The following is a 26496-nucleotide window of genomic DNA, read 5'->3' on the forward strand; positions in this document are numbered from 1 at the left end:
AATATCTAATTCTTATGAAAAAGCATACTAAGATAAAAGGGCTTCTTTCACAACTTTTGTTCGCCCAACTATGGATGGTCCTCTTGTTGGGGCCCCAAATGTCCATGGCCCAGGGCAATTCGCTCGTGGTTACCGGTACGGTCAGCTCCGCTGATGACGGTATGCCCCTGCCCGGCGTAAGTATCGTCGTAAAAAATACAACCAAGGGGGTAACGACCGACTTTGATGGGAACTACCGTTTGGAAGTCGATGATGCCAATGCCGTTCTGGTATTTTCCTATTTGGGTTTCGAGACCTATGAGGAAGCGGTCAATGGGCGAACAAGGATCGACGTGTCACTGAATACGAGCACCGAGAACCTCGATGAGGTCGTGGTAACGGCCTTGGGTATAAAAAGGGAAGATAAGTCCCTTGGTTATTCGGTTGAGAACGTGGCGGGTGAAGAATTGACCCGGGTCGCCCAAGAAAACGTACTTAATTCCCTTTCGGGAAAGGTGGCCGGGGTAACCTTGAACAATACCGGTGGGACCGGTTCGTCGGTAAGCATGGTGATCAGGGGTGCCATATCGCTGAGTTCCGATAACCAGCCCCTATTCGTTATCGATGGGGTACCGGTGGCCAATACCTTGAACAATATCGGGGGCTTTGGCGATCGAAACCCGGTGGATTACGGTAATGCCATTTCGGACCTCGATCCCAACAGCATCGAGGACGTAACCATTTTGAAAGGGCCCAGTGCGGCAGCGCTATATGGTTCGCGGGCCGGGAACGGCGTGGTATTGATTACCACCAAGAAAGCCGAGAAAGGACAGCGCATGAAGGTGAACTTTACCTCGAATACGGTCTTTGACATCCCCTACCGCTATATCGATACCCAATCCCGTTTTGGTTCGGGCTACTTTTCGTACTCACCGGCTTCAGAGGGAGGGAGTATGATCATGCCCGATGTTCTCAATACGGGAGGTAACGGTGGCCCCGAACTTGATAAGGGCTATTTTGCCGTGCAATGGAACTCGCCCTTGGATGCAAATGGAAATCCCATCCCCATCGAACTGAAATCGTATCCGAACAACATCAAGGAATTCGTGAGAAACGGTATTACCACGACGAACAGTATGACGGTTTCGAGCAGCAATGAAATTGTGAATTATCGCCTAGGGGTTACGGCCATGGACAATTCGGGGGTTATACCCAATTCCGACCTACAGCGGAACAGTTTTTCCCTTTCGGCCTCGTCCAATATGAGCGACAAATTAACGGTCAGTACCAATATCAACGTGGTTCATAGCTATGCCGATAACCGGCCAGCATCGAACAGGGGTACCAATCCCTTACAGGCGGCCTATAGCATTCCGGCGAATGTTAACATCCTTGATATCAAAGACTATAAACTGCCGGGTACCGATATCTATAATTTTTCGAGCGACTACGAGAATCCGTGGTTCTTGGCCAACGAGGTCAACAACAGTTTTTCGCGGTTTAGGGTTTACGGTAATCTGGCCCTCGACTGGAATGCCTTTCCCGGTTTCAACCTTCGTACCAGCTACAACCTGAACAGTTACAGCCAAACGCAGGAAACCAAGATGGCGCCGGGCTACACCCGCGAATCGAACAACGGGACCTACGGGATAGCCGAAACCGACGGACTGGAGACCAATGTCGATCTTTTGGCGAGCTATAACAAGGCTTGGGGCAAATTTGATATGACCGTTTCGGCCGGGGGAAATCTGATGTACCAAAGGGATAATGGCCTGATCAACTCGGCGGCGACGGGGGCCGGCCTTATAGTGCCCAATCTCTTTACCGTCGATAATATTGCACCGGCAGTACTTCAGTATTCAAGTTATACCACGGAAAGGGCGATAAACAGTGTCTATGCCATGGCCAATTTTGGCATGTGGGATATGCTGTACCTCGATCTTACGGCGAGGAACGACTGGTCGAGTACCCTCCCCGTCGATAACCGCTCTTATTTCTATCCCTCGGCCTCCCTAAGTTTTTTGCTTAGCGAACTCGTAAATATACCCAAGGTCGATCTGTTGAAATTCCGCGGCGGCTGGGCCCAAGTAGGTAACGATACCGATCCCTATCAATTGGGGGCCTATTATAACAACGCGGGCCAATGGGACAACGCTGTTCTTTACACGGCGCAAAGCGGACTCAATACACCAGGTTTGGAGCCGGAAAAGGCCACCTCGCATGAATTTGGAGTGGACCTGACGATGTTCGGCAATAGGTTGCGTTTTGAAGGAACCTATTACACGGTAGAGAACAAAAACCAGATCGTACCGAATATTCCCATTCCCGGTTCTTCGGGGTATAACAGCGTGAGTATCAATGCCGGGGTCTTGGAAAGCAAGGGTTACGAGCTGTCATTGGGCCTAACCCCGATCAGCAGCGAGAACTGGAACTGGGACCTAAACCTCAATTTCACCACCAACGAATCAAAAATATTGGCCTTGGCCGATGGGGTAGACTATATTGAGTTTTGGAGCGACAACAAAAGCGTGTCCCGCGGATATGTCGCCAATCCCGCAACAGGGGAAGACGGTCTCGTAGGCAATATCTATTCGCCACAAATAAAAAGGGTCACCGATGTCAATTCGCCCTATTACAACTACCCTTTACTGGGGCAAGGTGAAGATGCCGAATGGTTGCCCACCGAGGAAAGGGTAAAAGTGGGCAATTATAACCCCGACTTTATTATGGGGCTGCAGTCGAGCCTGTCGTATAAGAACTTTACCCTGAACCTGACCTTCGACTGGCGATCGGGAGGGCAATATATGTCACAGACCTCAAGGTATCTGGTAGAAGATGGGTATGGCCAACAGATTCTCGACAATTTGGTCAATCCGGGAATATCGGAACCGGGTCCGGAACTGAAACAATGGGTGCTTGACAATGCCGATAGGCTGATTTACGGCGAAAATTTCCTTTCCATTGGAGGTCCTCCGGGCGATGGTGGTTTTGCGGAAAGCCTTGGGGGCAGAACCGTCTACGATGGTATTTTCAATGCCGGCGTGGTAGGTACGCACGACGAGGACGGCAATTTTATTCTTGACTATGAGAACCTCGGTGAAGTAGGTACCAATTTTATACCCTTTTCAGTGGCCAACCCATGGGAATTCGGAACCCCCCATATGTTCGATGCCGATTTTATAAAGCTAAGGGAAGTGTCCATTGGCTACGACCTACCGGCCAAGTCTTTGGAGCGTATAGGTATTCAGGGCCTCAATTTCTCGATCTACAGCAGGAATATTATGTTATGGACCAAAGATTCGCAATTTGGTGTAGACCCTGAAAGGGCCTTTCAGGCGGAAACCAGCTCGGGCAACCGGGGAACCCAGTTTAAGCAAGGTATTGAACGCTATAATGTCGAGCCTTGGCTGGTTCCCATAGGAATCAAAATAGGTGTTACTTTTTAATGGAATATAAACCGCAATCATGATGAAAAGGTTAAGAAATAAAATAGCTGTACTGGTATTGGGTCTGTCCCTTATAATCTCGTGCCACGGATTGGAAGAGCTTAATGAGAACCCCAACCAAATAGGTTCGGAGAATGTAGACCCCAATCTATTGGTGCCCACTGTTATCAATGGCGTGGGCAAAACCGTTGTGAGCCTGGGTTTTGGCGATTTGGCCGGGGTTATGCAACACACCCAAAAAGACGGTTGGTCGAGTGGGCATAACGCTTACGATTGGAGTAACGATTCCCATAGTTGGAACGGTTACTACCGCCTATTGACGAACAACAAGACCTTGATCGAAAAGGCGGAAAATGAAAACCTCGATTTTCATCAAGGGGTTGGTTTGGTCATGAAAGCATACATATTCGGGCTCATAGCCGATTTATGGGGCGATGCACCGTATACCCAGGCCTTGAGGGGCGATGAAGGCGCCGAATTCTTCGATGCCCCCTTTGATTCGCAACAGACCATATATGAAGGCATACAGGCCGATTTAAAGGCGGCCAACATTCTGTTGTCAAAGGATCAAGACAGCTATTTCAGCATTCAGGACAACCAAGATATACTGTACGCCGGTGAAGCGGCGAAGTGGCGAAAATTTGCGAATTCGCTATCGCTGCGGTATTATATGCGCTTATCGGAAAAGGAGCCCGAGGTGGCACGACAGGGCATTCGAACCATAGTGTCCGACCCCCAGACCTATCCTTTGATCTTACAGGAATCGGATGATGCCAATATGCCCTATATCGGCAATACCACCAGCGACTCATGGCCAACGAATACCAAATTCGATACCGATTCGCAAGGCGCGTATTTCAGGATAAAGATGGCAAAGACCTTGGTCGATATGCTCCAGGAATTGGAAGACCCCAGGCTGGGGGTATGGGCGAATAAGGTCGATGTTCCCTTGGTATTGGATCCCGGTGCCCCCGATGGTACCGATTATGTAGATGAAAATGACGGTAAGCGCCATGTTTCACAAGATATTGTCGATGCCTACGAAAATACGGTAGGTTTTCCCGTAGATTACGATAGCCTTTATGTGGGCTTGCCCACGGCAATGACCTTTGGGGCCGCCTATAATTTAAGCGAGGATGTTAACCAAGGCACGCTGAACCTTCATGTATCACAACTCAACGATATTTATAAGGAGGTAAGCGGTCCGTTGCTCCAGGCTCGCCTGATGTCGGCTGCGGAGGTTAATTTTATCTTGGCCGAGGCGGCTGCAAAAGGATGGATCACAGGCTCGGCCGAAGCCTATTATAACGAAGGTATCAGGCAATCGTTTAATGCCTGGCAAGTAGAGGGGGCCTACGATGACTATATAAGCGGGCCGGCCGCCTATAGCGCGCCCGAAGATATAATTATCCAAAAATGGATTTCAAGCTGGTCGGCCGCGGCCGAGGCCTGGTTCGATTATAGAAGGACCGGATTACCGGCCCTCGAGACCGGCCAAGCTTCCAAAAGAGCGGCTTTGCCCCTGCGTTTTTACTACCACATCGATGAGATAGATAACAACAGTAATGCTGCCGAGGCAATTGACCGGTTGGAGCCTACCGAATTTAAGGGAGGGGATGCTAGCAATAATAGTGCGTGGTCGAAAACCTGGTTGTTGCAAGGAACCAATAAACCGTATTGAATATCCCCTTATACGGAACTATTTGGTTAAAATATGACAGGTTTCCTACAAAATTGTAGTGGTACATGAACCCACTTTGGTGTTACTTTGAGGGAACCCTAATCCAAAGACTATGACATTGCCACTAAGAGGGGTAATACCTCCTATGATTACTCCGCTGTTGGAAAACCTTGAGTTGGATACCGTCGGACTGGAGCGCTTGATCGAACACCTGATAAAAGGAGGGGTTCACGGTATTTTTCTTTTGGGCACCAATGGGGAAGGGCCCAGTTTGGACTATAGGATACGAAAGCAATTGGTGGCCGAAACCTGTAAGATCGTGGCCCATAGGGTTCCTGTATTGGTAGGGATTACCGATACCTCACTGGCCTGTAGTTTGGAAATGGCCAACTATTCGAAACAAGTGGGAGCCGATATGTTGGTTTTGGCACCGCCATATTATTTCCCCATTTCCCAAGCAGAAATGGTTCGCTATCTAGAGATTATCGTACCCCAACTTGAATTGCCTTTTTTGTTGTACGACATTCCCAGTTGTACCAACCTCCATTTAAACCTATCGACCATTAAAAGGGCCGCCCAGCTCGGGGCCATCGGGGTTAAGGACAGTTCAGGGGATTTAGGGGCCCTGTATTCCATCATTGAAGCGTTCAAGGACGACGGCAATTTTTCGGTAATCGCGGGAGCGGAACTTTTTTTATCGGACGTGGTGATGCATGGTGGACACGGGGTCGTGGCAGGTGGGGCCAACATTTTTCCCAGGTTGTTCGTAGACCTGTACGAGGCTTCGGTACGCAAAGACTTGGGGCAGGTTGCCCGCCTGAGGCAAAAGATTCTACAAATACATGCAACCCTGTACAACCTGGGCGATTCGTCTACGAGAAGTATAATGGCCATAAAGGGTTCACTGTCCCTATTGGGCATTTGTTCCGACTATATGGCTCCTCCCTTACATGCTTTTGAAGCTAAGGACAGGCAAAGGATTTCGGACTACTTGGCAGGGTTTGAATGGGTCGAGGGCGGTATAAGACACTAGTTTGTCCAAATCGGCCAAAACCCCAGAAGGGTCAGAACCCGACGACCAAGTTAAAAATTAAAAACCCATAACAAGCATTGTTTTTCGTATAAGCACAACGAGATGAAAACAGGAAAGAAAAATCAGCAATTAAGTGTATTGTTCGTTGCCCTGGCATTGGCGACCGCTTGGGCGATTAGGGGGCAATTTGGCCATGAACAGGGAGCCGCATGGGCGGGTGCCATTGGCGGACTAGCCTTGGTCTTGGCCTCGGGTAGAAAGGACTGGTACAACAAAGCCGTGATGGTGGCCCTGGCTTCGGCCGTAGGTTGGGGAGCGGGAGGCATGATCAGTTACGGGCAAGTGGTAGGTTACGGTCGTTCCGTAGAGTTTTTTAATGCCTATTACGGTTTCGCGATGTTGTTCGTAATCGGTGCCTTGTTCGGATTGTTGGGAGGCGGTCTGGTAGGCCTGGTGCTCGGATCGACCGAGACGAAAAAAGTGAAATGGGGCGCGCTTCTTTCCGAGATGACGGCCGGTGGTATCTTGTCGTATTACTTTTTGATCGAGCAAATCGGATTCAAGATGACGCCCCCAAGATCAGAAGCCTGGGCCGTGGTGCTCGGATCCGGCTTGGCCATGTTGTGGCATATGGCCAGGGAAGACCGGAATTCGGAGATTCGCGTGGCCATTTATTCGGCCTTGGGCGGCGGTTTCGGATTTTCTTTTGGAAACTTTTTGCACATCGTGGGCGATGTTCTCGATATACCCTTCAATACATGGAACATTATGGAATATTCCATCGGTTTTTTTGGCGGTTTGGGAATGGCCTATGGGGTATTTAGCTCCAAGTGGCCTGTCGAAAGCCTGAAACCCAAGAGATGGATGGGCAGGTCGGGCCTCTTTTTGATCCTGGTGGTCATACCCTTGATCGTTTACCGGGAGTCTTTGGCCTATGGGCATTTGATGAAACGCCTGGGTGATACGCCCAACCTCGAAGCGACCGCTTTTTATAGCACTGTTTTGGCCGCTGTGGCCATGTTGGGCGTGGCCGTTTTCCTTTTTTTCAGACTGAGGGAAAATGAATATACGGCCCGTACCGTGGCCTTGTTCCTGTTCACCTACCTTTCTTCCTATACCCTTATGAGCTATATCGTTAAGGGACTGTTGGGGGGGCGTACCATTTTGAACCATCATCTATATGTTGTCAATATCCTGGTTCTTTATCTACTGTACAAAAAAATTAAGTTTACCACCTTTCAAAAAGTGGTGGAGGGGCTTGAAACCAAAAAGTGGTGGGTTCTGCTTGTTGTAGTGCTGTTGTTCATGGCTTTTTACACTTTTATTGCGATCAACAGCCACGGCGAAATGTCCGGGGCCCACAATCGGTTTTAAAGAAGGAACCGGTTGCCCCTACGGACTAGGCACAAGGATAGGAGGGGAATTGAATGGCTATCTAAAATTTTTACGATAGTCCGATGGGGTCTTGCCCATGCTCGATTTAAAATAATGGTTAAAATTGGCCAGGTTGTTATAACCGCTTTCAAAACATATTTGGGTAATCTGTTTGTCGGTTTCGGCCAGTAGTTTTGCTGCGATACCTACCCTTACATTTTTAACGTATTCCATAAAAGTAAGTCCCGTCTTCTTTTTAAAGAAGCGGCAAAACGAGCTTGGTGCCATATTTAAAACGGCCGAGGCGTCTTCCAATTTAATACCTTCCTGAATATTCTGAAAGACGTACTCGTATACCTTGTTGATCTTTTCGATATTCTTCGAGAATACCGAAGAGTGGTTCATCGGCTTGGCCAGAACCTCACGTTCCTCGATTTTCAGTAAATAGCTAAAAACCTTTAGAAGTCCGATAAAATAATCGAGTCCTGAACTTTCCGATAGTTCTTTCAGGGCCTTGTAAATTTCCTCATCGTTTTCCGTTTTGAACCGAATGCCCCTACTGGCGATTTTTAGAAGATCCACCACCTTTTCCATTTCCGGAATTTTAAAAAAGTTGGAATCGGCCACATTTTCCGAAAAATGGGTGACGATACAAGTGGCAGGTTTCTCGCTTTCGATGTCCAACAATTCCCAGCAATGGGGCAGCTCGGGGCCCAGCAAGACCAAGTCTCCCTTTTCGAAACCCGAAATGTTGTCACCGACGATTCTTCTTCCTTCTCCCGAGGTAATGTAATTAAGCTCAAAGTTTTTGTGGGAGTGTATCCGGGCATTGGAAGATAAGGGGAGTTCCCTGGATATAAAGGAATGATTGTTCGGAACGTAAATTTTTTCGAAAACAAATTCCATATATAAACATATTTAACTCTTCCTTTCAATATTACACAATTATTTTAATATAAAGGGTTAATATTTTATGTAATTTATGTAAAATAATTGTGGTAAGGCAATTCTCTATCGGTTTCCTTTGTAGGATTGAAACTTAATGTATGAAATTAAACTTAAGGGGTATTATTCCACCAATGGTCACCCCCTTGACTGAAAATGGCGAAATCGACGACAAGGGATTGAAGCGTCTGATCGAGCATTTGATAGATGGTGGTGTTCATGGGATTTTTCTATTGGGGACGAACGGTGAGGGACCCAGCCTTTCCTATGAGCTTAGAAGGGAACTGGTTTATAAGGCCTGTGAAATAATCGATAAACGGGTACCGGTGTTGGTCAGTATTACCGATACCGTCTTTGACGAGTCGGTAAAGATGTGCAGGCATTCAAAGCAAGCGGGTGCCGACGCCGTGGTGATAGCGCCCCCGTACTATTTTCCCATCTCAGAGGACGAAATGAAGGACTACCTTCAACATATGGTCGGCGAACTATCATTGCCCTTTGTGCTCTATAATATGCCCAGTTGCACGAAATTGCATTTGTCGATAGATTTTGTAAAGTTCGCCAAAGACTTGGGCGCCCTGGGAATTAAGGACAGCTCGGGGGATTTGGGCTATCTTCACGACCTGATTTTTACCTTTAAGGATTCGTCCGACTTTTCGGTAATCGCCGGTACGGAATCCTTTTTGTCAAGTACTATTTTACATGGAGGTCAGGGAGCAATAGCGGGAGGTGCCAATTTTTTTCCCAAATTATTTGTCGATCTTTACAATGCTTCCCTAAACGGCGATCTTTTGGAAATAGAACAACTGAACGAAAAGGTGGATCATATTTACGAGACCATATACAATGTCGGGCGGCACAGTTCGCGAATTACCAAAGGAACCAAATGCGCCCTGTCCGTTTTGAACATTTGTGACGATTACATGGCTTTGCCCCTGCGAAGGTTCGATATGCGGGAAAGGAATAAAATTGAGGAATACATCCGTCAGTTTCAAAGCTCTTTAACTTGTTAATTATGGACAAATGAATTATCAGCTAGGTACGGTAGACACGGTTATACTCATTATTTATGGCCTGGTAATGGTCGGTATGGGCATATACTTTTTGCGCAAGACAAAAACGTCGCAGGAGTTTATGGTGGCCGGTATGGGCATTCCGTCATGGGCGGCGGGCATTGCGGTAATGAGTGCCTATACGAGCAGTATATCGTACATAGCCGTTCCGGGCAAGGCCTTTGACGACAATTGGCACCCCTTGATTTTCGCCCTCACGGCCCTTCCCGTGGCCTGGTTCGTAACCAAATATGTAATTCCCCATTACCGCAAGCATAAGATCATATCGGTCTACAAATATCTTGAAGAAAAAATAGGCGATTGGGGAAGGGTGTACGCCTCCTTCTCCTTTGTGCTTTTTATGGTGGGGAGAACGGCCGTGATTTTATACCTGTCCTCCCTTCTTTTGACGTCGTTCATAGATGTGGATATAAAGACATTGATCCTTATTATCGGGGTGTTGACCATAGTCTATACCCTTATGGGCGGTATGGAAGCGGTAATCTGGACGGATGTGCTGCAGTCCGTCATCATGATCGGAGGGTTGATTTTCAGTGCCTATATTCTAACTACCGAAGTTTTCTCGAAACCGGATTTCTTGATTCAAAAGGCGATCGATGCCAACAAATTCAGTTTGGGCGATACTTCTCTGTCTTTCAGTAGCCGAACCGTGTGGGTCATGATCATTTATGGGATAACCGAAAATATCAGAAACCTGATGGCCGATCAAAACTACACGCAAAAATACAGTGCGGTGGCTACCGAGAAAAAGGCCAAAAAGTCGGTCTGGGTCGCTATGTTGATCTATCTGCCCCTAACGGCCATGTTCCTGTATATCGGTACGGCCATGTTCGCCTTTTATTCGGGCAGTGGACATGCGTTGGACCCGTCCATTGTTAAAGGAGATGAGGTGTTCCCTTATTTTATAGCGACCGAACTTCCGGTAGGCCTAAAAGGCCTGATTATCGCGGCTATCCTGGCGGCCTCTATGAGTACCGTCGATTCTGCCCTGAATTCATCGGCAACGGTACTTTATTTGGACTATTACAAAAGGTATTTCAATCCCAATGCCTCCGAAAAGAGCAGTATTGGGTTTCTTCGTTGGGTAACCATCGTTTGGGGGGTTCTGGGTATACTCTTCAGCCTCCTGTTGATCAATGCCGAAAGTGCCCTCGATATCTGGTGGCAGATTTCGGGTATTTTCGGTGGCGGTATCCTGGGCTTGTTCCTATTGGCCATCTTTAATGTCGAAATTAAGCGCTGGCAAGGTATTGTCTCCGTTATTTTCAGCGTATTGATCATAGTTTGGGGCACCTTCTTTAGGGATCTGCCCGAAAGTTATAAGTGGTTGGCCTGCACCATGGACCCTATCATTGTGGGGGCGGTGTCTACCGCAGGACTGATTTTGTTGGCCCTGTTGTTCGTTGCCTTCAACAAGAAAAAAGAATAATACTCCGGCTTATGGGCAAAAAAATACGTTGGGGCATATTGGGTACGGCTACGATTGCCATGCAAGAGGTCATACCCGCCTTGGTCAAAAGCCGATTTGGCCAAGTTCTGGCGATTGCATCAAGGGATGGGGAAAAGGCCCAACGGGCGGCCGCCCAATTTGGAATCAAAAAACATTACGGGTCTTATCAGACCTTACTGGACGACAGGGAGGTTGATGCCGTTTACATTCCCCTGCCCAATCACTTGCACGTAAAATGGGCCGTATCGGCCCTTCGGGCAGGGAAACACGTGCTCGTGGAAAAGCCCATTGCCCTAAATGCCCAAGAGGCGCGATCATTAAAGGAAGAGGCTGACAAACATCCCCACCTTAAGGTAATGGAGGCTTTTATGTACAGGTTTCATCCAAGGTGGCAAAAGGTAAGGCAACTCATAGAAGAAGGGGCAATAGGGGACCTGAAAATGGTGCAATCCTCTTTTTCATTTTTTGATGATGACCACAGGAGCATTGTATATAACAGAAAATTTGGAGGGGGCAGTTTAATGGATGTGGGATGCTATCCGGTATCCGTGGCCCGATTCTTATTCGGTGCCGAACCTGTAAAGATCGAAGCCGACCTCGATAATCATCCGGAACATAAAGTGGATATCACTGCGGCCGGTATTATGGAATTCGAAAAGGGAAGGAGTATCTTTTTTTCATCCATACAACTATTTGAGAACCAAGAGGCCAAATGCTTTGGTACCCAAGGGATCATCGAACTTGAACTCCCCTTTAACCCCCATGAAGATGCTTCGAGTAAGATCGTTGTAATCAAGGAAAACGGCAGGGAGGAAATTTTAATAGAGCCGTGTAACCAATACCTGTGCCAAGTAGATGCCTTTTCAAGGGCAATTCTTCAACAAACACCGCTACCGGTCGATTTGTCCGATTCCATCTTAAACATGCAGGCGCTCGATGCCATAAAGGAAAGCGATCGTTTGGGCAAAGCGGTAAGGCTCTAGATGTCGGGAACCACCGATAAAGGGGATCGATCTTAAAGCTTTAAACTTGTACGCCATGAAAAGAATACTATTCTATATAAGCCTGGCCTTGATTTTTTCATGTAAAAAGGAAGGAGGGGAAGACAGGAACCTTTTAGCGACCAAGGGCGAACCTTATGTCGACCGACCCTTTGCCCAAGAATACCATGAAGGTTTCGTAGTCGATCGGTTCGATGACCAAGCCAATGAAGTAAGGGCCATACAGCCCGATCTGGACGGAAATATATGGATCGCCACCAAAAAGGGCATTTTAAGAAAGGAAGCGGGTTCACGGGAATGGCGCCCTATGCTTCCGGCATCCGGCCAAGGACCGGCCTATGATGTCACAATCGATGGCCATACCCTATGGGCCGCTACCTGGAACGGGGTGTATGCACTTGGTTCTGAAAAACTGCAAATAGTTGAAGGCCCCGAACCGCCCATTGCCAAAATCGTTGTAGCCAAAGAGGGGGTATATGCACTGGGCCCAAAAGGCATTTGGCTCTACAGTGGGGGGGAATGGATCCGAAAGGAGTACAAAACGGCCAGAAGTGTCCGTGCCGCCTTGTCCGATGGGGAGGGCGGACTTTGGGTGGGTACCGATGTGGGCCTTTACCATTGTACTGATGAAAAGTCAAGGGTCTATCAAAAAAACGGGGAGTTGATAAGTGCCTATGTGAGGGGAATGGATTTTGACCCGAATGGCCACTTGTGGGTAGGCGGCCTGGGTGGGGTAACCATAAGGGACCAGGTTCGTAGGATCGGGGAAAAACGACCTGAAGATGGAATAACCAATGCCCATGTGAACGTGGTCAAAACCTCGCCCGATGGTAAGGTTTGGGTGGGTACGGATTACGGAATTACAAGATTTGATCCCTTGGCAACGGAATATTCGGTGCGCCTGAGCAAACGTTGGCTGCTCTCTGATGAGGTAAGGGACATCGCCTTTGATAGGCAAGGAAACGCCTGGGTGGCAACGACGAAAGGGGTGAGTGCTATAAAAAGAATGGAGATGACCCTTTCTGAAAAAGCAGCCTATTTTTATCGGCAATTGATCGGACGCCATGTACGGAGTCCGTGGATCGTGGCGCGATCAAAATTGACCGTTCCCGGCGATACCACTTCCATAGCGCCTGATGACGATGACAATGATGGCGAGTTTACGGCCAATTATTTGGCGATGGAATCGTTCAGGTATGCCGTAACCAAAAATCCGGAAGCAAAGGAACGGGCGAAAAAGGCCTTTGATTTTTTATATTATTTGCGGGAGGTTACGGAAAGTGATGGCTTCTTTGCAAGAACGGTCGTACCCGCTTCGTGGCAGCGAACACATGATATGAACCGTAGCTATAGCCCGCAAGAGGTGGCTGAGGAACTGATCAAAAATCCCAGGCAGAAACCGGTCGAGGTTCGTTGGCATCCTTCAAAGGATGGACAGTGGAAATGGAAAGGCGATACGAGCAGCGATGAACTTTGTGGCCATTTGTTCGGTTATTACTGGTACTACAACCTCGTGGCCGACGAAAAGGAAAAACTAAGGGTTGCCGACCATTTTGGCAAGATTATGGATCATTTGATCCGAAACGATTTTAATCTTGTCGATGTTGATGGAACACCGACCAAATGGGGCATTTGGTCTCCCAAAATACTCAACCACGACCCCGAATGGGCACCGGAACGGGCGCTTAACTCGTTAGAGTTACTGGCATTTTTAAAGTTCGCCTACCACACTACCAAGATTGAAAAGTACCAAGAAGAGTACCTAAGGCTGATCAGGGAGGAAGGTTATCTTGAAAATGCGAAAACGATGCACGATACCGATCCGGCGTGGGAAACCTATTTCGATATTTATTTGGCGCTCTACCTCTATCCCGTTTTGATCAATCACGAGGATGATCCCCAATTAAAGGAAGCCTACCAAAACCATATGGAAAAATGGTTCAAGAAGCACAAGGGCGCCAAGAGTCCGTTTATCAATTTTACGTACAACCTACTTTCGGGAGGGACGGACGAACTGGACAGCTCCATCGCTTTTCTAAAGGATACGCCCTTGGACCTGGTCGATTGGTATATCGATAACGGGAAACGGGAAGACCTGACGGTGGTGCGCCGACCCATTCTTGAAGAGTTGCAGGTTCAGTTACGGCCACCTAGCGAGTACCGTACAATTCGTTGGGACCAGAATCCGTATCTGGCAGCCAGTGGAAACCCCGCAGAGGAAAAAGAGCCGGTATTTTGGCTCTTGCCCTATTGGATGGGCCGTTATCTAAACCTTATAGTGGAACAATAATCCGTTTTTGGCAAAGCCGAAAAATGCCAAGACAGACCAAGTCTACGAGGGAAGGAACGGGCTTAATCGTTTTTCCAATAATAGAGATATCCGTCCTCGGCCCCCAAAAGTAAATCGGGTTTTTGGGTTTTGTTCCAGTGCACCAATGTGGGGTCTGTCGAATGTCCGGCAAGTTTCGTGTCCGATAGGTTACCGTTAAATTTTAGTTTTACCTGGTTCGGGGTCTGGCCGACATTTTCCCACAGGGCCGCATTGATCCCATTGACCAGAATATCAATATCCCCGTCACCGTCCCAATCCCCGAAGGCGAGTTTTCTTCTACCGCTGCTACCGTATTTTTTTTCATTGAGCCGCAGCGGACCGTTGCTGCTGTTTACAAAGTTGTTCTTTCGGTCGTAGGTGCCGTTTACCGTATGGAATATGCGTTTTCCGGGTTTAAGTAAAAGCCTTTGGTTTTCCCGGTAGCGCTCATAAAAGCTTAGATAGCCTTCTTGGTCGAGCATCACCAAATCCATTAGGCCGTCTTGGTTCCAGTCGATGGCGGTGGGGGTTGTTCGCCATTGTGTGGCCAAGGTGTTGGGTTCGGGCGTCCACCAATACCATTCGGGTTTTGGGGTCTCCCCGTTCCATTGGACAACGATAGGTTGGGGTTGGCCCAATCGGGGTTCGCCCTTCTTTCCGATATTTTTATACCAAATTACCTTTCCCCATATAGAATTGACGATCAGGTCTTTTAACCCGTCGTTGTCCCAGTCTTCGACAGAGAGGGTGGTGTAGCCCCATTTGGCCTCACAGGGGCCTTGGATCGAACCGTTTTCACCGGCTTGGATGCGTATGGTCTCCCCATTGCTTTTCAGCAGTTGCGGGGCAGCCCATTTTGGGGTGGTGCCACCATCCAAATTTTCTATCAGGGCAATGTATCCGGCCGAGTTGCCACAAATGAGGTCTTCATCGCCGTCATCGTCCCAATCGGTACTGAAAGGCGATACTAGGGCACCGAACTTTACGTGTTCGGCCTTTTGCTTAAAGTATCTCGGGGTGTTGAAAACGGGCATGTGGTCTTCCGTTCTTCCGGTGTTTTCCACCCAGGCCACCCGACCGTCCTCATCGCCCACGATCAGGTCGATGTCGCCGTCCTTGTCCCAATCCACCGAAACGGGTAGGATCATCTCCAGGTCCATTTTTATAATTCCCTTTGAATTTTTCAGGAACCTGCCCTTGGCATACTTGGGCCGTTCGCGGGTACCGATGTTTTCAAACCAGGTAAACCTATCGAGAAACTCGCCGCAGACAATGTCGAGGTCGCCGTCGTTATCGAAGTCCCCAAAATTGGGGGAGGGGGCTCCGTATACGTCGATAGGTGCCCCGCCGGCCTCGATCTTATCGCGAAGTCGGTAGGTGCCGTTTACGTTCTCGATTAGATAGACATAGCCGTGTAGGGGGCCGTTGGTCCATTCTCCCTTGTCGTTAAAGGCATTGTCCCACCCGTAATCTTCCCCGTCCTGTATGCCGACTACGATATCGAGGTCGCCATCGTTTTCATAATCCACGTATTTCCATTGGTTGAACCGTATCTTGTTGTGTAGTTTGTCGAAGGCCTTGCTATCAAAAAGGGAGTCGGGCCGTTGGGTAAATTCTTTCTTAAAATCAAGGAATTCCTTTCCCGGTTCGAGAAACCGGGGTTCTCCATCGACATAGGAAACCTGGATATGCCTAATGGGGTCGCTGACCCGCACTGGAGGCTCAAAAACGGGAAAGGGGCCACCGCCCGTATTTTCAAAGAAAAAAAGTCCGTTGAAAGGCACGTCGTTGCAAGAGACCAGAAGGTCCATGTCACCGTCCCCATCATAGTCCATGGGCAATGGTGACGCCCAAAGTCCAACCCCCAGGTCCACTTGTAGCCCGGGATTGTTATAGGGTAGGCGTTCAAACCTAGGTGTTTTCTGCACCGCCGATCCGCCAGATCGCGTTTTTGCTATGTACAAAAGTACCAAACAAGTTGATAAAAGGGCCAAGGGTCGAGATATGTTAATCATACGGAAGGTTTATTAGGCAGCTAGTAAATATAGTAAAAGGGGGTGCTGGCTTCCTACATATTATTGATTTATTTCAATGGAATATTGATCTCTTTTGAATGTTGTGCCCTTCACTGTTCCGAATGGGGATTCTGATCCTGAATAGATTACCGGCCACTATCGTAAAGTATATGGGGATGCAGTACCGGTTTACGTGGTTTTTCCTCGATTGGGGCCAATGTTAAGATATCATCTGTTTTAATCAATAATGATGAAACAAGCGATATCTTATCGAGCTAATTTTAAGCCAAACAAAAAGTCTTTCAAATATGCGGGAATTTACATTGATGTTAACGTTGTTATTGGGGTTCTATTCGGCGGCCCAGCAGTATGGGGATACCCCGTATCTTCAGGATTATGCCGTAAAATATGAACTCGATAACGCTCTGAAGGACCATGCGCTTATTGGTGTTGGGGCCGATAGGAACCAATTGGTGCAGGTGCTCTCCCATGCCGGTCTGTTGAGCCCGCAGGAAAAGGGATTGTTGCCCAATTTGTTCTATAGGCCGGTAACGGATATGAAGGTAGTGTCGATGAAGGTCTATAACGACCAGTTTTATTATTTGACCGATAAGGAGGTTTTTAGCAACTCGGCCGGGGCCAAGGATGTATTCGATCACCAGATGTCATCGGTGGGGCTTTTCGACATCGGAAGCGACTTCTCGGTGCTGATAGTGGCCGCTGACCGAATTGGCTTGTTTAAGGACCGAAAGCCTGTTTGGGAGTCGAACCTTTCCGGGGTTAGTCCCAAAGCCTTGAAATTTGACAAAGGTGCCCAAAGGTTCTTGTTGCTGGCGGAAGACGGAATTTACGAAGTGCCCCTGGCCGCCCCAAAAATCGCAAAATTGTATTCGGGCACCGGTTTGACTTCGATGGATTTCGATGGCGATACACTGGTCGTGGGCACAAACAAGGGAATACTCCGGTTGTCGGGAACTTCCTTGAAGTCCGGCGGCCTAGACGATAAGTTGCCTAGCCCCGATATTAAGGTGGTAAGGAATATTTCAGGTAGTTTATGGTTCGGAACGGACAAAGGGGCCTTTAAGCTTCGCAGCGATGGCAAATACGATTATTATGCCTCAAAGCGCTGGTTGGTAGACGACGAGGTAATCGATATTGCGCCCGGACCGGAGCGTAGCGTATTGGTTTTGACCTCGAAAGGCCTTTCCCAGATCAATTTTAGGGAGATGACCTTGGCCGAGAAGGCGGACTACTTTCAGAAAATACAAAGGCAGCGGCACATCAGATATGGTTTTACCGCCGATCTAACCCTAAAGGAACCCGGAAATTTGGCTTCGGGCTATTACAAGGATACGGATAACGACGGACTATGGACCTCTATGTATTTGGCTTCGGAACTGTTTCGCTATGCCGTAACCAAAAGCGAGGATGCCAAGCAAAACGCCTACGAGGCCTTTGAGGCCATGGAACGTTTGACCGATATAACGCCCATGCACGGCTTTCCGGCCAGGTCGTACGAAAGGGATGGCTACGAAATGGGACTTCACGCCAACGGTTTTTCGGAAGAATGGTATAAAAAGCACGTAGAGGAGAACGGTAGGATATGGCGGTTGACCGATGATGAAAAATGGCGTTGGAAATCGACCACCAGCAGCGACGAATCGTGCGGACATTTCTTTGTATATGCCTTGTTTGCCGAACTGGCACCGGACAAGGAATGGAGAGATCGGGCCATTCACCAGATCAAGATCCAGATGGACCATATAGTGGACAATAATTGGTATTTGGTCGATTGGAACGGGGAGCCCACGGCATGGGGCCGGTGGAACCCCAAATACGTGAACAGCTTTCCCATAAATGTGGGGGATCGTCGTTTGAACTCTACCCTAATACTTTCTTTCTTGCAGACGGCCTATCACTTTACCCAGGATGAAAAATATAAGAAGGCGGCCAAGAAGTTGATCAAAAGACACGGATACGACGAGAACGCCAATAGGCCCGCAACGGTAATTGGTTATGTAGAGGGGCAGGAGCTAAGCGACGGATGGAACCACTCCGATGACGAGATGTATTTTTTGACCGCACCGGGCTTTGTCAATTATTCATTTTCCGAAGACCAGCGTTCAAAACACTTCGAAGCCGTTAAAAGTCACTGGCAAATCGAACGATCGGAAAAGAACCCGCTCTGGAACTATCTTTACGCCCTTTGTGGGGGCACCCAAATCGATGTAGAGGATTCGGCTTGGTGGCTACGGGAATTTCCGATGGATCTCATCGATTGGAAAGTCGATAACAGCCACCGAAACGATTTGGTCAAGATCGAACCGAATTTCCGGGGACAAACCTATGCCGAGGTGCTACCGCCCGACGAAAGACCCTTGCACAACCATAACGGGGCCTACAGAAACAACGGGGGCAGTGGGGGTAAAAAGGAATATGCGCCGTATTTGTACCTATTGCCCTATTGGGCGGGTAGGTACGTCGATGCCATATCGCCCCCGAAGACTATTGTTCAAAAAACCATAAGATGAAAATGACAAGCGATGGCCTTACCCAGGGGCCACGGGTATTCGGAAAACTATTATTCGTTGCCTTTTTACTGTTCGTAACGGGATGTAAAACGACATCCGCTACCACGGCCTTGCCCAAAATATTGAAGGAATTTCACGATTCCGACGCTAAAACCGTATTGGTGGCCGCACATCGGGGCGCCCACAACGGTAATTTTGAGAATTCCATAGCGTCAACCCTGAGAAGTATCGAATTAGGCGTGGATATTATAGAGGTGGATGTTAGGACCACCAAGGACGGAAAGGTAATTCTCATGCACGATTCGAGCATTGATCGTACCACGACGGGCAAGGGCAAGGTAGAGGACCTGACCTTCGAACAAATTAGAAAATACAGGTTAAAGGCTCCCGATGGTAGGATAAGCGAGGAAAAGGTTCCGACATTTGAAGAATTCCTGGAGGTGGCCAAGGGAAAGATCATGATAGATATCGATATGAAGACCGACAATGTCGAGGGGATATTCGAGGCCCTCAAGAAGACCGGTGCCACCAAGGAGGTTTTTTATTTCGATAACGACTACGAACAATTGGATAGGGTGGCCAAAATTCACAAGGGGGCAAAGATAATGCCCAGGGCCTACAACTTTCAAATGGCCGATTCGGCAATTACCAGGTTTTCACCCGAGGTGGTCCATATCGATTCTAAGTTTTATACCCCGGAGCTTACCAAAATGTTGAGGGCCAACAAAGCCCGTATTTGGATCAATACCTTGGGCGATTTGGATGACGAGATCCGCAAGGGAAACGGGCGAAAAGCCCTTAGGGAAGCGACAAAACACGGGGCCAATATCATCCAGACCGACGAACCCGAAACGGTATTGCGCCTTTTAAGGGAAATGGGTCTGAGGGACTAGTCCCAATTCATTCTTTGGAGGCGTACGGCATTTAAGATGGCGAGCAATGCGACGCCGACATCGGCGAAAACGGCTTCCCACATGGTAGCCAGGCCTCCGGCCCCTAAAATAAGTACAAGTGCTTTTACACCAAAGGCGAGGCCAATATTCTGCCATACCACACGTCTGGTCGAGCGGCCAATTCTTATGGCCCTCGAAATCCTGCTGGGTTGGTCGGTCTGTATGACCACGTCGGCCGTTTCAATGGCCACATCGCTTCCGAGACCCCCCATGGCCATACCCACGTCGCTTAAGGCAAGAACGGGTGCGTCGTTTATTCCATCCCCTATATAGGCCACTACGGTATTGGGGCGTGACTTTAATCGTTCCACTTCATCGAGTTTGTCTTCGGGCAATAGCCCTCCCTTGGCCCAATCAATGCCCAACTCGTCGGCGGTTTTTTGGGTAATCGAATCCTTGTCGCCCGAAAGCATACCGATTTGGGAGATACCGGCTTGCCTGATCTGTTGGATGGCTTGGTGGGCATCCGCTTTCAATTCATCGGCAATAACCACGTAGCCCGCAAACTCTTGGTCTATGGCGACCATAACCATAGTTTCCACGATGCCATCGGTTTCCGGCGGCACTTCGATGCCGTTATCGGCCATTAGGCCCTTGTTTCCTACGAGAATGCCTTTGTTGTCGACCTTTCCCTTTAGCCCTTTTCCCGCTATTTCCACGACTTCGGTGGCCTTGAACCGATCATTTTCCTTCTTGTATTCGAGAATGGCTTGGGCGATGGGGTGCGTTGATTGTTCTTCCATGGCAATCAGATACCGCATAAAGTCCGTTTCGGACAAGTTCTTTTGGGCCACGACTATTTTCTTGATTTTAAAGATGCCCTTCGTTACGGTTCCCGTTTTGTCCATGACCACCGTGTTTACCTTGGTTATGGTATCTAAAAAGGAGGCACCCTTGAACAATATGCCGTTGCGCGATGCCGCACCCAATCCGCCAAAATACCCCAAGGGAATGGAAATGACCAGGGCACAGGGACAGGAGATGACCAAAAAGATCAAGGCCCTATAGAGCCAATCGCGAAAGACGTAATCATCGACAAAAAAATAGGGGAGTAGGGTGAGGGCCAAGGCCAAATAGACTACGATCGGCGTATAGACCCGGGCAAACTTCCGAATGAAGAGTTCCGTTTTCGATTTTCGTGCCGTGGCATTCTGTACCATGTCCAAGATCCGGGCAATGGAACTGTCTTTGAAGGCTTTGGTAGCCCTCATTTCGATTACCCCGTCGAGGTTGATGCTCCCGGCGTATAGTTGGTCGCCCCTGTATACGGCATCGGGCCGGCTTTCACCCGTAATGGCCGCGGTATTGAGCGAGGCTTTCTCGGATAGCAATACCCCGTCCAAGGGAATTTTCTCCCCTGTGCGCACTTGTATCCGTTCGCCGATTCGAACCGTTTCCGAAGGGACGTTTACAAAGTTGTCGTTCCTGAACACGAGGGCTTCCCTCGGTCTGGCATCGAGCAAGGCCTGTATGTTTGTCCTGGCTTTTTTTACGGCATCGTGTTGAAAAAGTTCGCCAATCGAGTAAAACACCATAACGGCTACTCCTTCGGGGTATTCCCCAAGGACAAAGGCACCTAAGGTGGCTATCGACATTAGGAGGAACTCGGTAAAAAAATCACCTTTGGCAATTCGCTCCCACGCCTCCCTGAGTACGGGAAGTCCGACCGGAAAATAGGCCAGCAAGAACCAAACAAGCCTTATCCATCCCTTAAAGAAGCCCATTTCGAACCCGTCGAAGAATAGGCCCATGACGAGCATAGCAAAGCTGATGATCGCGGGCAGGTATATTCTTAAGCTTGATTTTGGTCGTGGTTGTGGTTTTTGGGTGCTACAACAGCTGTCCGATGTGTCGTGGATGTGGTCGTCTTCCTTCTTCATGCCTGCAAGTAAGTACAAAATGTACTGCAACGGAAGTGCATTTATGCTCCACTGCATTTATCGCAGGTTCCGGCTACGACCAAATTGGCATCTTCGGCCACAAAACCTGTAGGTAGGCTGATGTGTGGAATTTTGTGTTCGGTCAGGCACATGGTTTCATTGCAGTTTTTACAGTGAAAATGAAGGTGGAGGTCTTGCTCAAGGTCGCAATTGCACCCCGGTTCGCAGAGTGCGTATTTCGATACGCCCGTTCCGTCGTCGATGTGATGGACAACTCCTTTTTCTTCAAAGGTCTTAAGCGTGCGATAGAGGGTAGTGCGGTCGGCTCCGCTGCCCGATGGCCGGGAAGGAAAGGCATGCTCGATATCGGTCAGGGCGACCGCGGTTTCCTTTTGGGCCATATACTTATATACCAAGATTCGCATTGCCGTGGGACGAACTCCTTTGCTCTCCAATGTTTTTTCTATTTCCACCATATTCGGTTCGCCTTTTTGGGTTCCGTAGTCTTGTAATAGACCTTGTCAGGTAGGCGGTCTAGTACAGCCATGGGCTTGCCCGTTTCCCTTGTTCCGTCCCTCTATAATTTCTATAGAAGTATTTGTTTATGTTTTATAACTGTAAAGATAAATCACTTCGCCCAATTTCTTATCCGGTATAAATAAGAATGGCGTCCATTTAACTATTGTTTGAACGCCATTCCTTAAAAATAGGGGTTTATTAAAGCCTTTTTTAGTTTTCGACCACGATAAACTCGGATCGCCTGTTCATCTGGTGCTGCTCTTTGGTACAGGGTACCCCGTTGCTGCAATTGTTCGTCAGTTGTGTTTCCCCGAAGCCTTCAAAGGATATCCGGTTCTTGTCGATGCCCTGGGCGATCAAATAATCGGCCGTTGCCTTGGCCCTATTGGCCGACAACTGCATGTTGTAGGCATCGTTGGCACGCGAATCGGTATGGGAGCGTACCTCTACCTTTACCTCGGGGAACTCCCTCAAATAGGCCAGGACCCTTTCGATGCTTATCTTGGCATCTTCCCTGATAAAGTACTTGTCGAAATCGAAGTAGATCGGTTCGATGTTTAGGTACGTGACCAGATCGGTTCCGATGGGGGCCGATTTTACGGTCTTCGCCAATACCACCTCTATGCCCGTGGCATCTTTTGCGTTTACGGTCGCAAAGGCCTTTTCGCCATCGTCGTAATCGCTCTTTGAGGCCACTACCTTGTAATTTCCCTCCTTGCAGTCGCCTTCCATGGCAAAGGCCCCGTTGGCATCGGTCTCCGATGTGGAAACCACATTGCTTTTGTTGTCATATACCTTAACAGCGGCATGGGCCAACAGTTCACCTGTCTCCCCATCCTTCACCGTTCCGGCGATAAGGGTATGGCATTTAAGGTCCAGGGGCCTGGTCTCCGTAAAGCCGTAAATGTCATCACCGCCTTGTCCCCCGGCCCTGTTCGAGGCAAAGAAGCCCTTTTGGGTTGCTTCGTCCACGATATACGTGAAGTCGTCTTCCTCACTGTTTACGGGCCGGCCCACGTTCACGACCCTGCCCAACCCATTTTCCTTCAGGTCGAAGGCGAATATGTCAAGACCGCCGAGACCGGGATGTCCGTCAGAGGAGAAATACAGAATGCCCGAATCGGTCGCGAAGGGAAAGGTTTCCCGGGCCTCGGTATTAATTTTGGGCCCTAGGTTCCGGGGCGTTCCAAAACTGCCGTCGGCATGGATGTCTACGACAAAAAGATCCGACTCCCCAATGGTTCCTGGCATATCGGAGGCGAAATACAGCTGCCTCTCGTCCGGGCTCAGGGCAGGATGTGCCACCGAGTAGCTATCGTCGTTAAAGGGAAGTTCCTCGATGTTTTCCCATTCGCCGTCCACGAGCGTGGCCCTGTATATCTTCAATCTGCTGACGCCTTCCCCGTCCCTTAAGAACTTGCCGTTGTTGGAGTTGTTCCGGGTAAAGTACATGGTCGTGCCATCCTTGGTAAAGGCCGTGGAGGACTCATGTGTTTTCTTGTTCAACTTTCGGGAAAGTTTATCTACGGTGATGAAATTTCCCTGCCCGTCCTGTGTGGCCTTGTACAGGTTCAAAAAGGAAGCGTTGTTCCATTTATGGATGTTCTTCGATATGAGTCCACTGTCCCTTGCCGTTGAAAAGATCAGGTCCCTTCCGTGGAAGGAGGGGGCAAAATCGGATACCTTGGAATTGAGTCCTAAATTCCGGATCTCGTAGCGCCCCGAATTGGCCTCTATCCGCTCCAAATAATCTGAATTCTTGCTGAACTGTACGGCACGTTGATCATTTGCCTTGGCCTCTTTAAACCTATGCATCCATCTATCGGAGGCATCGTACTTTTCAAGCGATTTAAGGGTCTGGGCATAGCGGTACATGTATTCCGGGTCGATATCCGCCTCGTTCAGTTCGAACAGTCTACCGTACCATTTCGATGCTTCAACGTATTTGGCGTTGTAGTAGTTGGCATTGCCCAGGTTTTTGAATATTTGTTCTTGGGTATAGCCATCCGCTACCAAGTCTTCATAAGACTGTATGGCCGGCGCATAGGCAAAGTCGGAGAACTTTGTTTCGGCCTTTTTGAGTTTTCTTTCCTGAGCCTGGGCCATACAGCCCAATAGGGCCAAACCGCAGAACATATATTTTGCTTTTTTCATGTCTTATGTTTTAAAAGAATCTAGGGGTGATTACCCGTTTGTAGCGGGTCAAGAACTCATACCTGAGAAAGATCTCGAAGGAGCCGTCGTTGAACCTGGCCGCCCCAAGCTCGGTGACCTCCCTGTCATAGGCCAGGCCGAGCATGAGCTGGTCGTTCAATTGGAAGCCGAAAAGACCGCTTAACGCCGCGTCCCAGCGGTAGGCCGCTCCCAAGGAAAACTTCTCGTTGAACAAAAAGCTCGCGCTCAGGTCCACTTGCAAGGGCGCTCCCTTTACGGCCTTTACCAAGGCCGCCGGTTTGAACTTCGTCCGGTAATTCAAGTCGAACACATAGCCGGTGATGAAGTAATAATTCATGCGCTCCTTGGCCACAAAGGAGGAACTGTCGGTATCGGAACCGTCGAAATGTTCGGTCTGCAAAAAGTTCGGAACGGACAGTCCGGCATAGAAACGGTCGGTATGGTAATAGATTCCCGCACCGAAATTGGGGGCAAACTTGTTGTCGATATTGGGCAGGTTGCTCTCCGCACCGTAATTTCTCAATTTTGAGAAATCGATGTTCAAGAGGTGGCCGCCCGCCTTGAGGCCGAAGGAGAGCTTACCTTCGTCGGAGGTATGTACCGTATAGGAAAAAGCGGCATCGATATACGTGTCCTGATTGGTACCGTTTCCTATCTCGTCGTTGACAACCGATAACCCGAGACCTACTGAATTCGATACAGGGGTATGAAAGTTCAGGGTCTGGCTGGTTGGTGCCCCCTCTAGTCCCACCCACTGCGAGCGGTGCAGGGCCGCAATGCTGAACACCCCACGGGAACCGGCATAGGCCGGGTTTACCGATATGGTATTGTACATATATTGTGTATACTGGGCATCTTGCTGGGCCCGGACCGTCACAAGGCCGGCAAAGATGAACAAGACTGCTATAACTCGTTTTTTCATGTTTATTCGTTGTTTTTGAAAGAAAATTACCTGTTGATGTACAAGTAACCTGCTTTGTTCATTCGCTCTCCGTTGTTTTCATATTTGATTATATAGAAGTATACACCAACAGGCAATTTGGAATCCGCTTGAACGGTCGCCCTTGCACTAGATTCTCCCCTAAAGGAATTGGGCCCATTGTCATATCCCGACATCTCGTACACCTGAACGCCCCAGCGGTTGTATATCTGCACCTTGTTATTGGGATAGGATTCGATATTGTCGATTTCGAAGTAATCGTTTACCCCGTCATTGTCGGGTGTGATGATCTCGTTGGTTATCGAAATATCCATATCATCAACGTCTTCATTACAATCGGATTCCGGAGTGGGAACTCCATTTATGGAGTCGCAAGAATCAAGAGGGTCCGTGCCGTCGTCCACTTCCTGGGCGTCGGGGATGGTGTCCCCATCGGTATCGGCTTCATCGGGATCGGTGCCAATGGCCTCTTCCTGTGAAGTGGTCAGGCCGTCTTCGTCACAATCGCTATCGGGTAATGAAGTAGCCCCTACATGGTCGCAATCGTCCAAGGGATTCGTGCCATCCAAGATCTCTTGGCCATCGGGTATACCGTCACCGTCCGTATCGGGGTTGTTCGGGTCGGTGCCCATAATAGCTTCTTCCTCGTTGGTCAATCCGTCATGGTCGCAATCACCCGAAGCCAAGGGGGATCCGCCTACCGAATCGCAAGAATTCAGTGGATCGGTTGCATCGGATACTTCCTGTCCGTCAGGGATACCGTCGCCGTCCGTATCAGGGTTGTTGGGGTCCGTACCCAAAGTCGCCTCGTCACCATTGGAGATTCCGTCGCCATCGCAGTCGCTGGTACTCAAAGGAGTTCCGCCTACGGAATCACAATCGTCTAAAGGATTAGTTCCGTCGGATACTTCCTGTCCGTCAGGGATACCGTCACCGTCCGTATCGGGATCATTGGGGTCGGTGCCCAAGGCAGCTTCATCGCCATTACTGATTCCGTCGCCATCGCAGTCGCTTGCAGCTAGGGGAGTACCGCCTACGGAATCACAATCGTCCAAAGGATCGGTACCGTCGGATACTTCCTGTCCGTCGGGGATACCGTCACCGTCCGTATCGGGATCGTTGGGGTCGGTTCCCAAGGTAGCTTCATCACCATTGCTGATTCCGTCGCCATCGCAGTCGCTTGTAGCTAG

17 protein-coding genes are annotated in these 26496 nt (G+C 49.0%); 10 read left to right on the plus strand and 7 right to left on the minus strand.

What is annotated here, in order from left to right:
* Window positions 1–14: 14 nt before the first annotated feature.
* From BUB37_RS11615 to BUB37_RS11630, 4 genes are all read left to right on the plus strand, one after another.
* Window positions 15–3425 carry a SusC/RagA family TonB-linked outer membrane protein gene (locus tag BUB37_RS11615; RefSeq protein WP_212635288.1) on the plus strand — a complete coding sequence of 1137 codons (3411 nt, stop codon included), beginning with the start codon at window positions 15–17 and terminating at the stop codon, window positions 3423–3425.
* Between the two features lie 19 nt (window positions 3426–3444).
* Window positions 3445–5106 carry a SusD/RagB family nutrient-binding outer membrane lipoprotein gene (locus tag BUB37_RS11620; protein WP_212635289.1) on the plus strand — a complete coding sequence of 554 codons (1662 nt, stop codon included), beginning with the start codon at window positions 3445–3447 and terminating at the stop codon, window positions 5104–5106.
* A gap of 112 nt (window positions 5107–5218) precedes the next feature.
* Complete coding sequence (locus BUB37_RS11625; RefSeq protein WP_072993761.1) at window positions 5219–6139, plus strand: dihydrodipicolinate synthase family protein; 921 nt, start codon at window positions 5219–5221, stop codon at window positions 6137–6139.
* Window positions 6140–6241: 102 nt separating this feature from the next.
* A complete protein-coding gene (locus BUB37_RS11630) occupies window positions 6242–7513 on the plus strand; it encodes a hypothetical protein (RefSeq protein WP_072993765.1) in 1272 nt (423 codons plus the stop codon).
* Window positions 7514–7570: 57 nt separating this feature from the next.
* Here the strand turns inward: BUB37_RS11630 and BUB37_RS11635 are convergent, their stop codons facing one another.
* Complete coding sequence (locus BUB37_RS11635) at window positions 7571–8419, minus strand: AraC family transcriptional regulator (protein WP_072993768.1); 849 nt, start codon at window positions 8417–8419, stop codon at window positions 7571–7573.
* Window positions 8420–8559: 140 nt separating this feature from the next.
* On the opposite strand from BUB37_RS11635, the gene BUB37_RS11640 reads away from it, so the two are divergent.
* Genes BUB37_RS11640 through BUB37_RS11655 form a run of 4 tightly spaced genes read left to right on the plus strand, consistent with a single transcriptional unit; the run spans window position 8560 to window position 14272 of the window.
* Window positions 8560–9471, plus strand: a complete 912-nt coding sequence (locus BUB37_RS11640) for a dihydrodipicolinate synthase family protein (protein WP_072993773.1) — start codon at window positions 8560–8562, stop codon at window positions 9469–9471.
* A gap of 10 nt (window positions 9472–9481) precedes the next feature.
* Window positions 9482–10960: a sodium:solute symporter family transporter gene (locus BUB37_RS11645; protein ID WP_072993776.1), complete on the plus strand. Its 1479-nt coding sequence runs from the start codon at window positions 9482–9484 to the stop codon at window positions 10958–10960.
* A gap of 11 nt (window positions 10961–10971) precedes the next feature.
* Window positions 10972–11964, plus strand: a complete 993-nt coding sequence (locus BUB37_RS11650; protein ID WP_072993779.1) for a Gfo/Idh/MocA family protein — start codon at window positions 10972–10974, stop codon at window positions 11962–11964.
* Window positions 11965–12019: 55 nt separating this feature from the next.
* Window positions 12020–14272 (plus strand): ligand-binding sensor domain-containing protein, encoded by a 2253-nt coding sequence (locus BUB37_RS11655; protein ID WP_072993782.1) that lies wholly within the window; start codon window positions 12020–12022, stop codon window positions 14270–14272.
* Between the two features lie 62 nt (window positions 14273–14334).
* On the opposite strand, the gene BUB37_RS11660 is transcribed toward BUB37_RS11655, so the two are convergent.
* Window positions 14335–16308 carry an FG-GAP repeat domain-containing protein gene (locus BUB37_RS11660; RefSeq protein WP_072993785.1) on the minus strand — a complete coding sequence of 658 codons (1974 nt, stop codon included), beginning with the start codon at window positions 16306–16308 and terminating at the stop codon, window positions 14335–14337.
* A gap of 308 nt (window positions 16309–16616) precedes the next feature.
* Between BUB37_RS11660 and BUB37_RS11665 the strand changes: the two genes are divergently transcribed.
* Complete coding sequence (locus BUB37_RS11665) at window positions 16617–18839, plus strand: hypothetical protein (RefSeq protein ID WP_072993788.1); 2223 nt, start codon at window positions 16617–16619, stop codon at window positions 18837–18839.
* Complete coding sequence (locus BUB37_RS11670; RefSeq protein ID WP_212635290.1) at window positions 18836–19732, plus strand: glycerophosphodiester phosphodiesterase family protein; 897 nt, start codon at window positions 18836–18838, stop codon at window positions 19730–19732. The genes BUB37_RS11665 and BUB37_RS11670 overlap by 4 nt, the downstream gene beginning before the upstream one ends.
* On the opposite strand, the gene BUB37_RS11675 is transcribed toward BUB37_RS11670, so the two are convergent.
* From BUB37_RS11675 to BUB37_RS11695, 5 genes are all read right to left on the minus strand, one after another.
* A complete protein-coding gene (locus BUB37_RS11675; protein ID WP_072993791.1) occupies window positions 19729–21672 on the minus strand; it encodes a heavy metal translocating P-type ATPase in 1944 nt (647 codons plus the stop codon). The two genes, BUB37_RS11670 and BUB37_RS11675, sit on opposite strands and share 4 nt — an antisense overlap.
* A 41-nt stretch (window positions 21673–21713) precedes the next feature.
* On the minus strand, window positions 21714–22148 hold the full coding sequence (locus tag BUB37_RS11680) for a Fur family transcriptional regulator (protein ID WP_072993795.1): 435 nt from the start codon (window positions 22146–22148) through the stop codon (window positions 21714–21716).
* A 253-nt stretch (window positions 22149–22401) separates the two neighbouring features.
* Complete coding sequence (locus BUB37_RS11685) at window positions 22402–24345, minus strand: OmpA family protein (RefSeq protein WP_072993798.1); 1944 nt, start codon at window positions 24343–24345, stop codon at window positions 22402–22404.
* Between the two features lie 10 nt (window positions 24346–24355).
* Window positions 24356–25288: a PorP/SprF family type IX secretion system membrane protein gene (locus BUB37_RS11690; RefSeq protein WP_072993801.1), complete on the minus strand. Its 933-nt coding sequence runs from the start codon at window positions 25286–25288 to the stop codon at window positions 24356–24358.
* Window positions 25289–25314: 26 nt separating this feature from the next.
* Window positions 25315–26496: T9SS type B sorting domain-containing protein (locus BUB37_RS11695; protein ID WP_170863160.1), on the minus strand; the 1182-nt coding region annotated here is incomplete at its 5' end.

The organism is Pseudozobellia thermophila, from assembly GCF_900141855.1.
In the GTDB taxonomy this organism is placed as follows: Bacteria; Bacteroidota; Bacteroidia; order Flavobacteriales; family Flavobacteriaceae; genus Pseudozobellia; species Pseudozobellia thermophila.

Coding starts and splice junctions, on each gene's coding strand:
- BUB37_RS11615 (WP_212635288.1), top strand. CDS start 15: ATGAAAAAGCATACTAAGATAAAAGGGCTTCTTTCACAACTTTTGTTC.
- BUB37_RS11620 (WP_212635289.1), top strand. CDS start 3,445: ATGATGAAAAGGTTAAGAAATAAAATAGCTGTACTGGTATTGGGTCTG.
- BUB37_RS11625 (WP_072993761.1), top strand. CDS start 5,219: ATGACATTGCCACTAAGAGGGGTAATACCTCCTATGATTACTCCGCTG.
- BUB37_RS11630 (WP_072993765.1), top strand. CDS start 6,242: ATGAAAACAGGAAAGAAAAATCAGCAATTAAGTGTATTGTTCGTTGCC.
- BUB37_RS11635 (WP_072993768.1), bottom strand. CDS start 8,419: ATGGAATTTGTTTTCGAAAAAATTTACGTTCCGAACAATCATTCCTTT.
- BUB37_RS11640 (WP_072993773.1), top strand. CDS start 8,560: ATGAAATTAAACTTAAGGGGTATTATTCCACCAATGGTCACCCCCTTG.
- BUB37_RS11645 (WP_072993776.1), top strand. CDS start 9,482: ATGAATTATCAGCTAGGTACGGTAGACACGGTTATACTCATTATTTAT.
- BUB37_RS11650 (WP_072993779.1), top strand. CDS start 10,972: ATGGGCAAAAAAATACGTTGGGGCATATTGGGTACGGCTACGATTGCC.
- BUB37_RS11655 (WP_072993782.1), top strand. CDS start 12,020: ATGAAAAGAATACTATTCTATATAAGCCTGGCCTTGATTTTTTCATGT.
- BUB37_RS11660 (WP_072993785.1), bottom strand. CDS start 16,308: ATGATTAACATATCTCGACCCTTGGCCCTTTTATCAACTTGTTTGGTA.
- BUB37_RS11665 (WP_072993788.1), top strand. CDS start 16,617: ATGCGGGAATTTACATTGATGTTAACGTTGTTATTGGGGTTCTATTCG.
- BUB37_RS11670 (WP_212635290.1), top strand. CDS start 18,836: ATGAAAATGACAAGCGATGGCCTTACCCAGGGGCCACGGGTATTCGGA.
- BUB37_RS11675 (WP_072993791.1), bottom strand. CDS start 21,672: ATGAAGAAGGAAGACGACCACATCCACGACACATCGGACAGCTGTTGT.
- BUB37_RS11680 (WP_072993795.1), bottom strand. CDS start 22,148: ATGGTGGAAATAGAAAAAACATTGGAGAGCAAAGGAGTTCGTCCCACG.
- BUB37_RS11685 (WP_072993798.1), bottom strand. CDS start 24,345: ATGAAAAAAGCAAAATATATGTTCTGCGGTTTGGCCCTATTGGGCTGT.
- BUB37_RS11690 (WP_072993801.1), bottom strand. CDS start 25,288: ATGAAAAAACGAGTTATAGCAGTCTTGTTCATCTTTGCCGGCCTTGTG.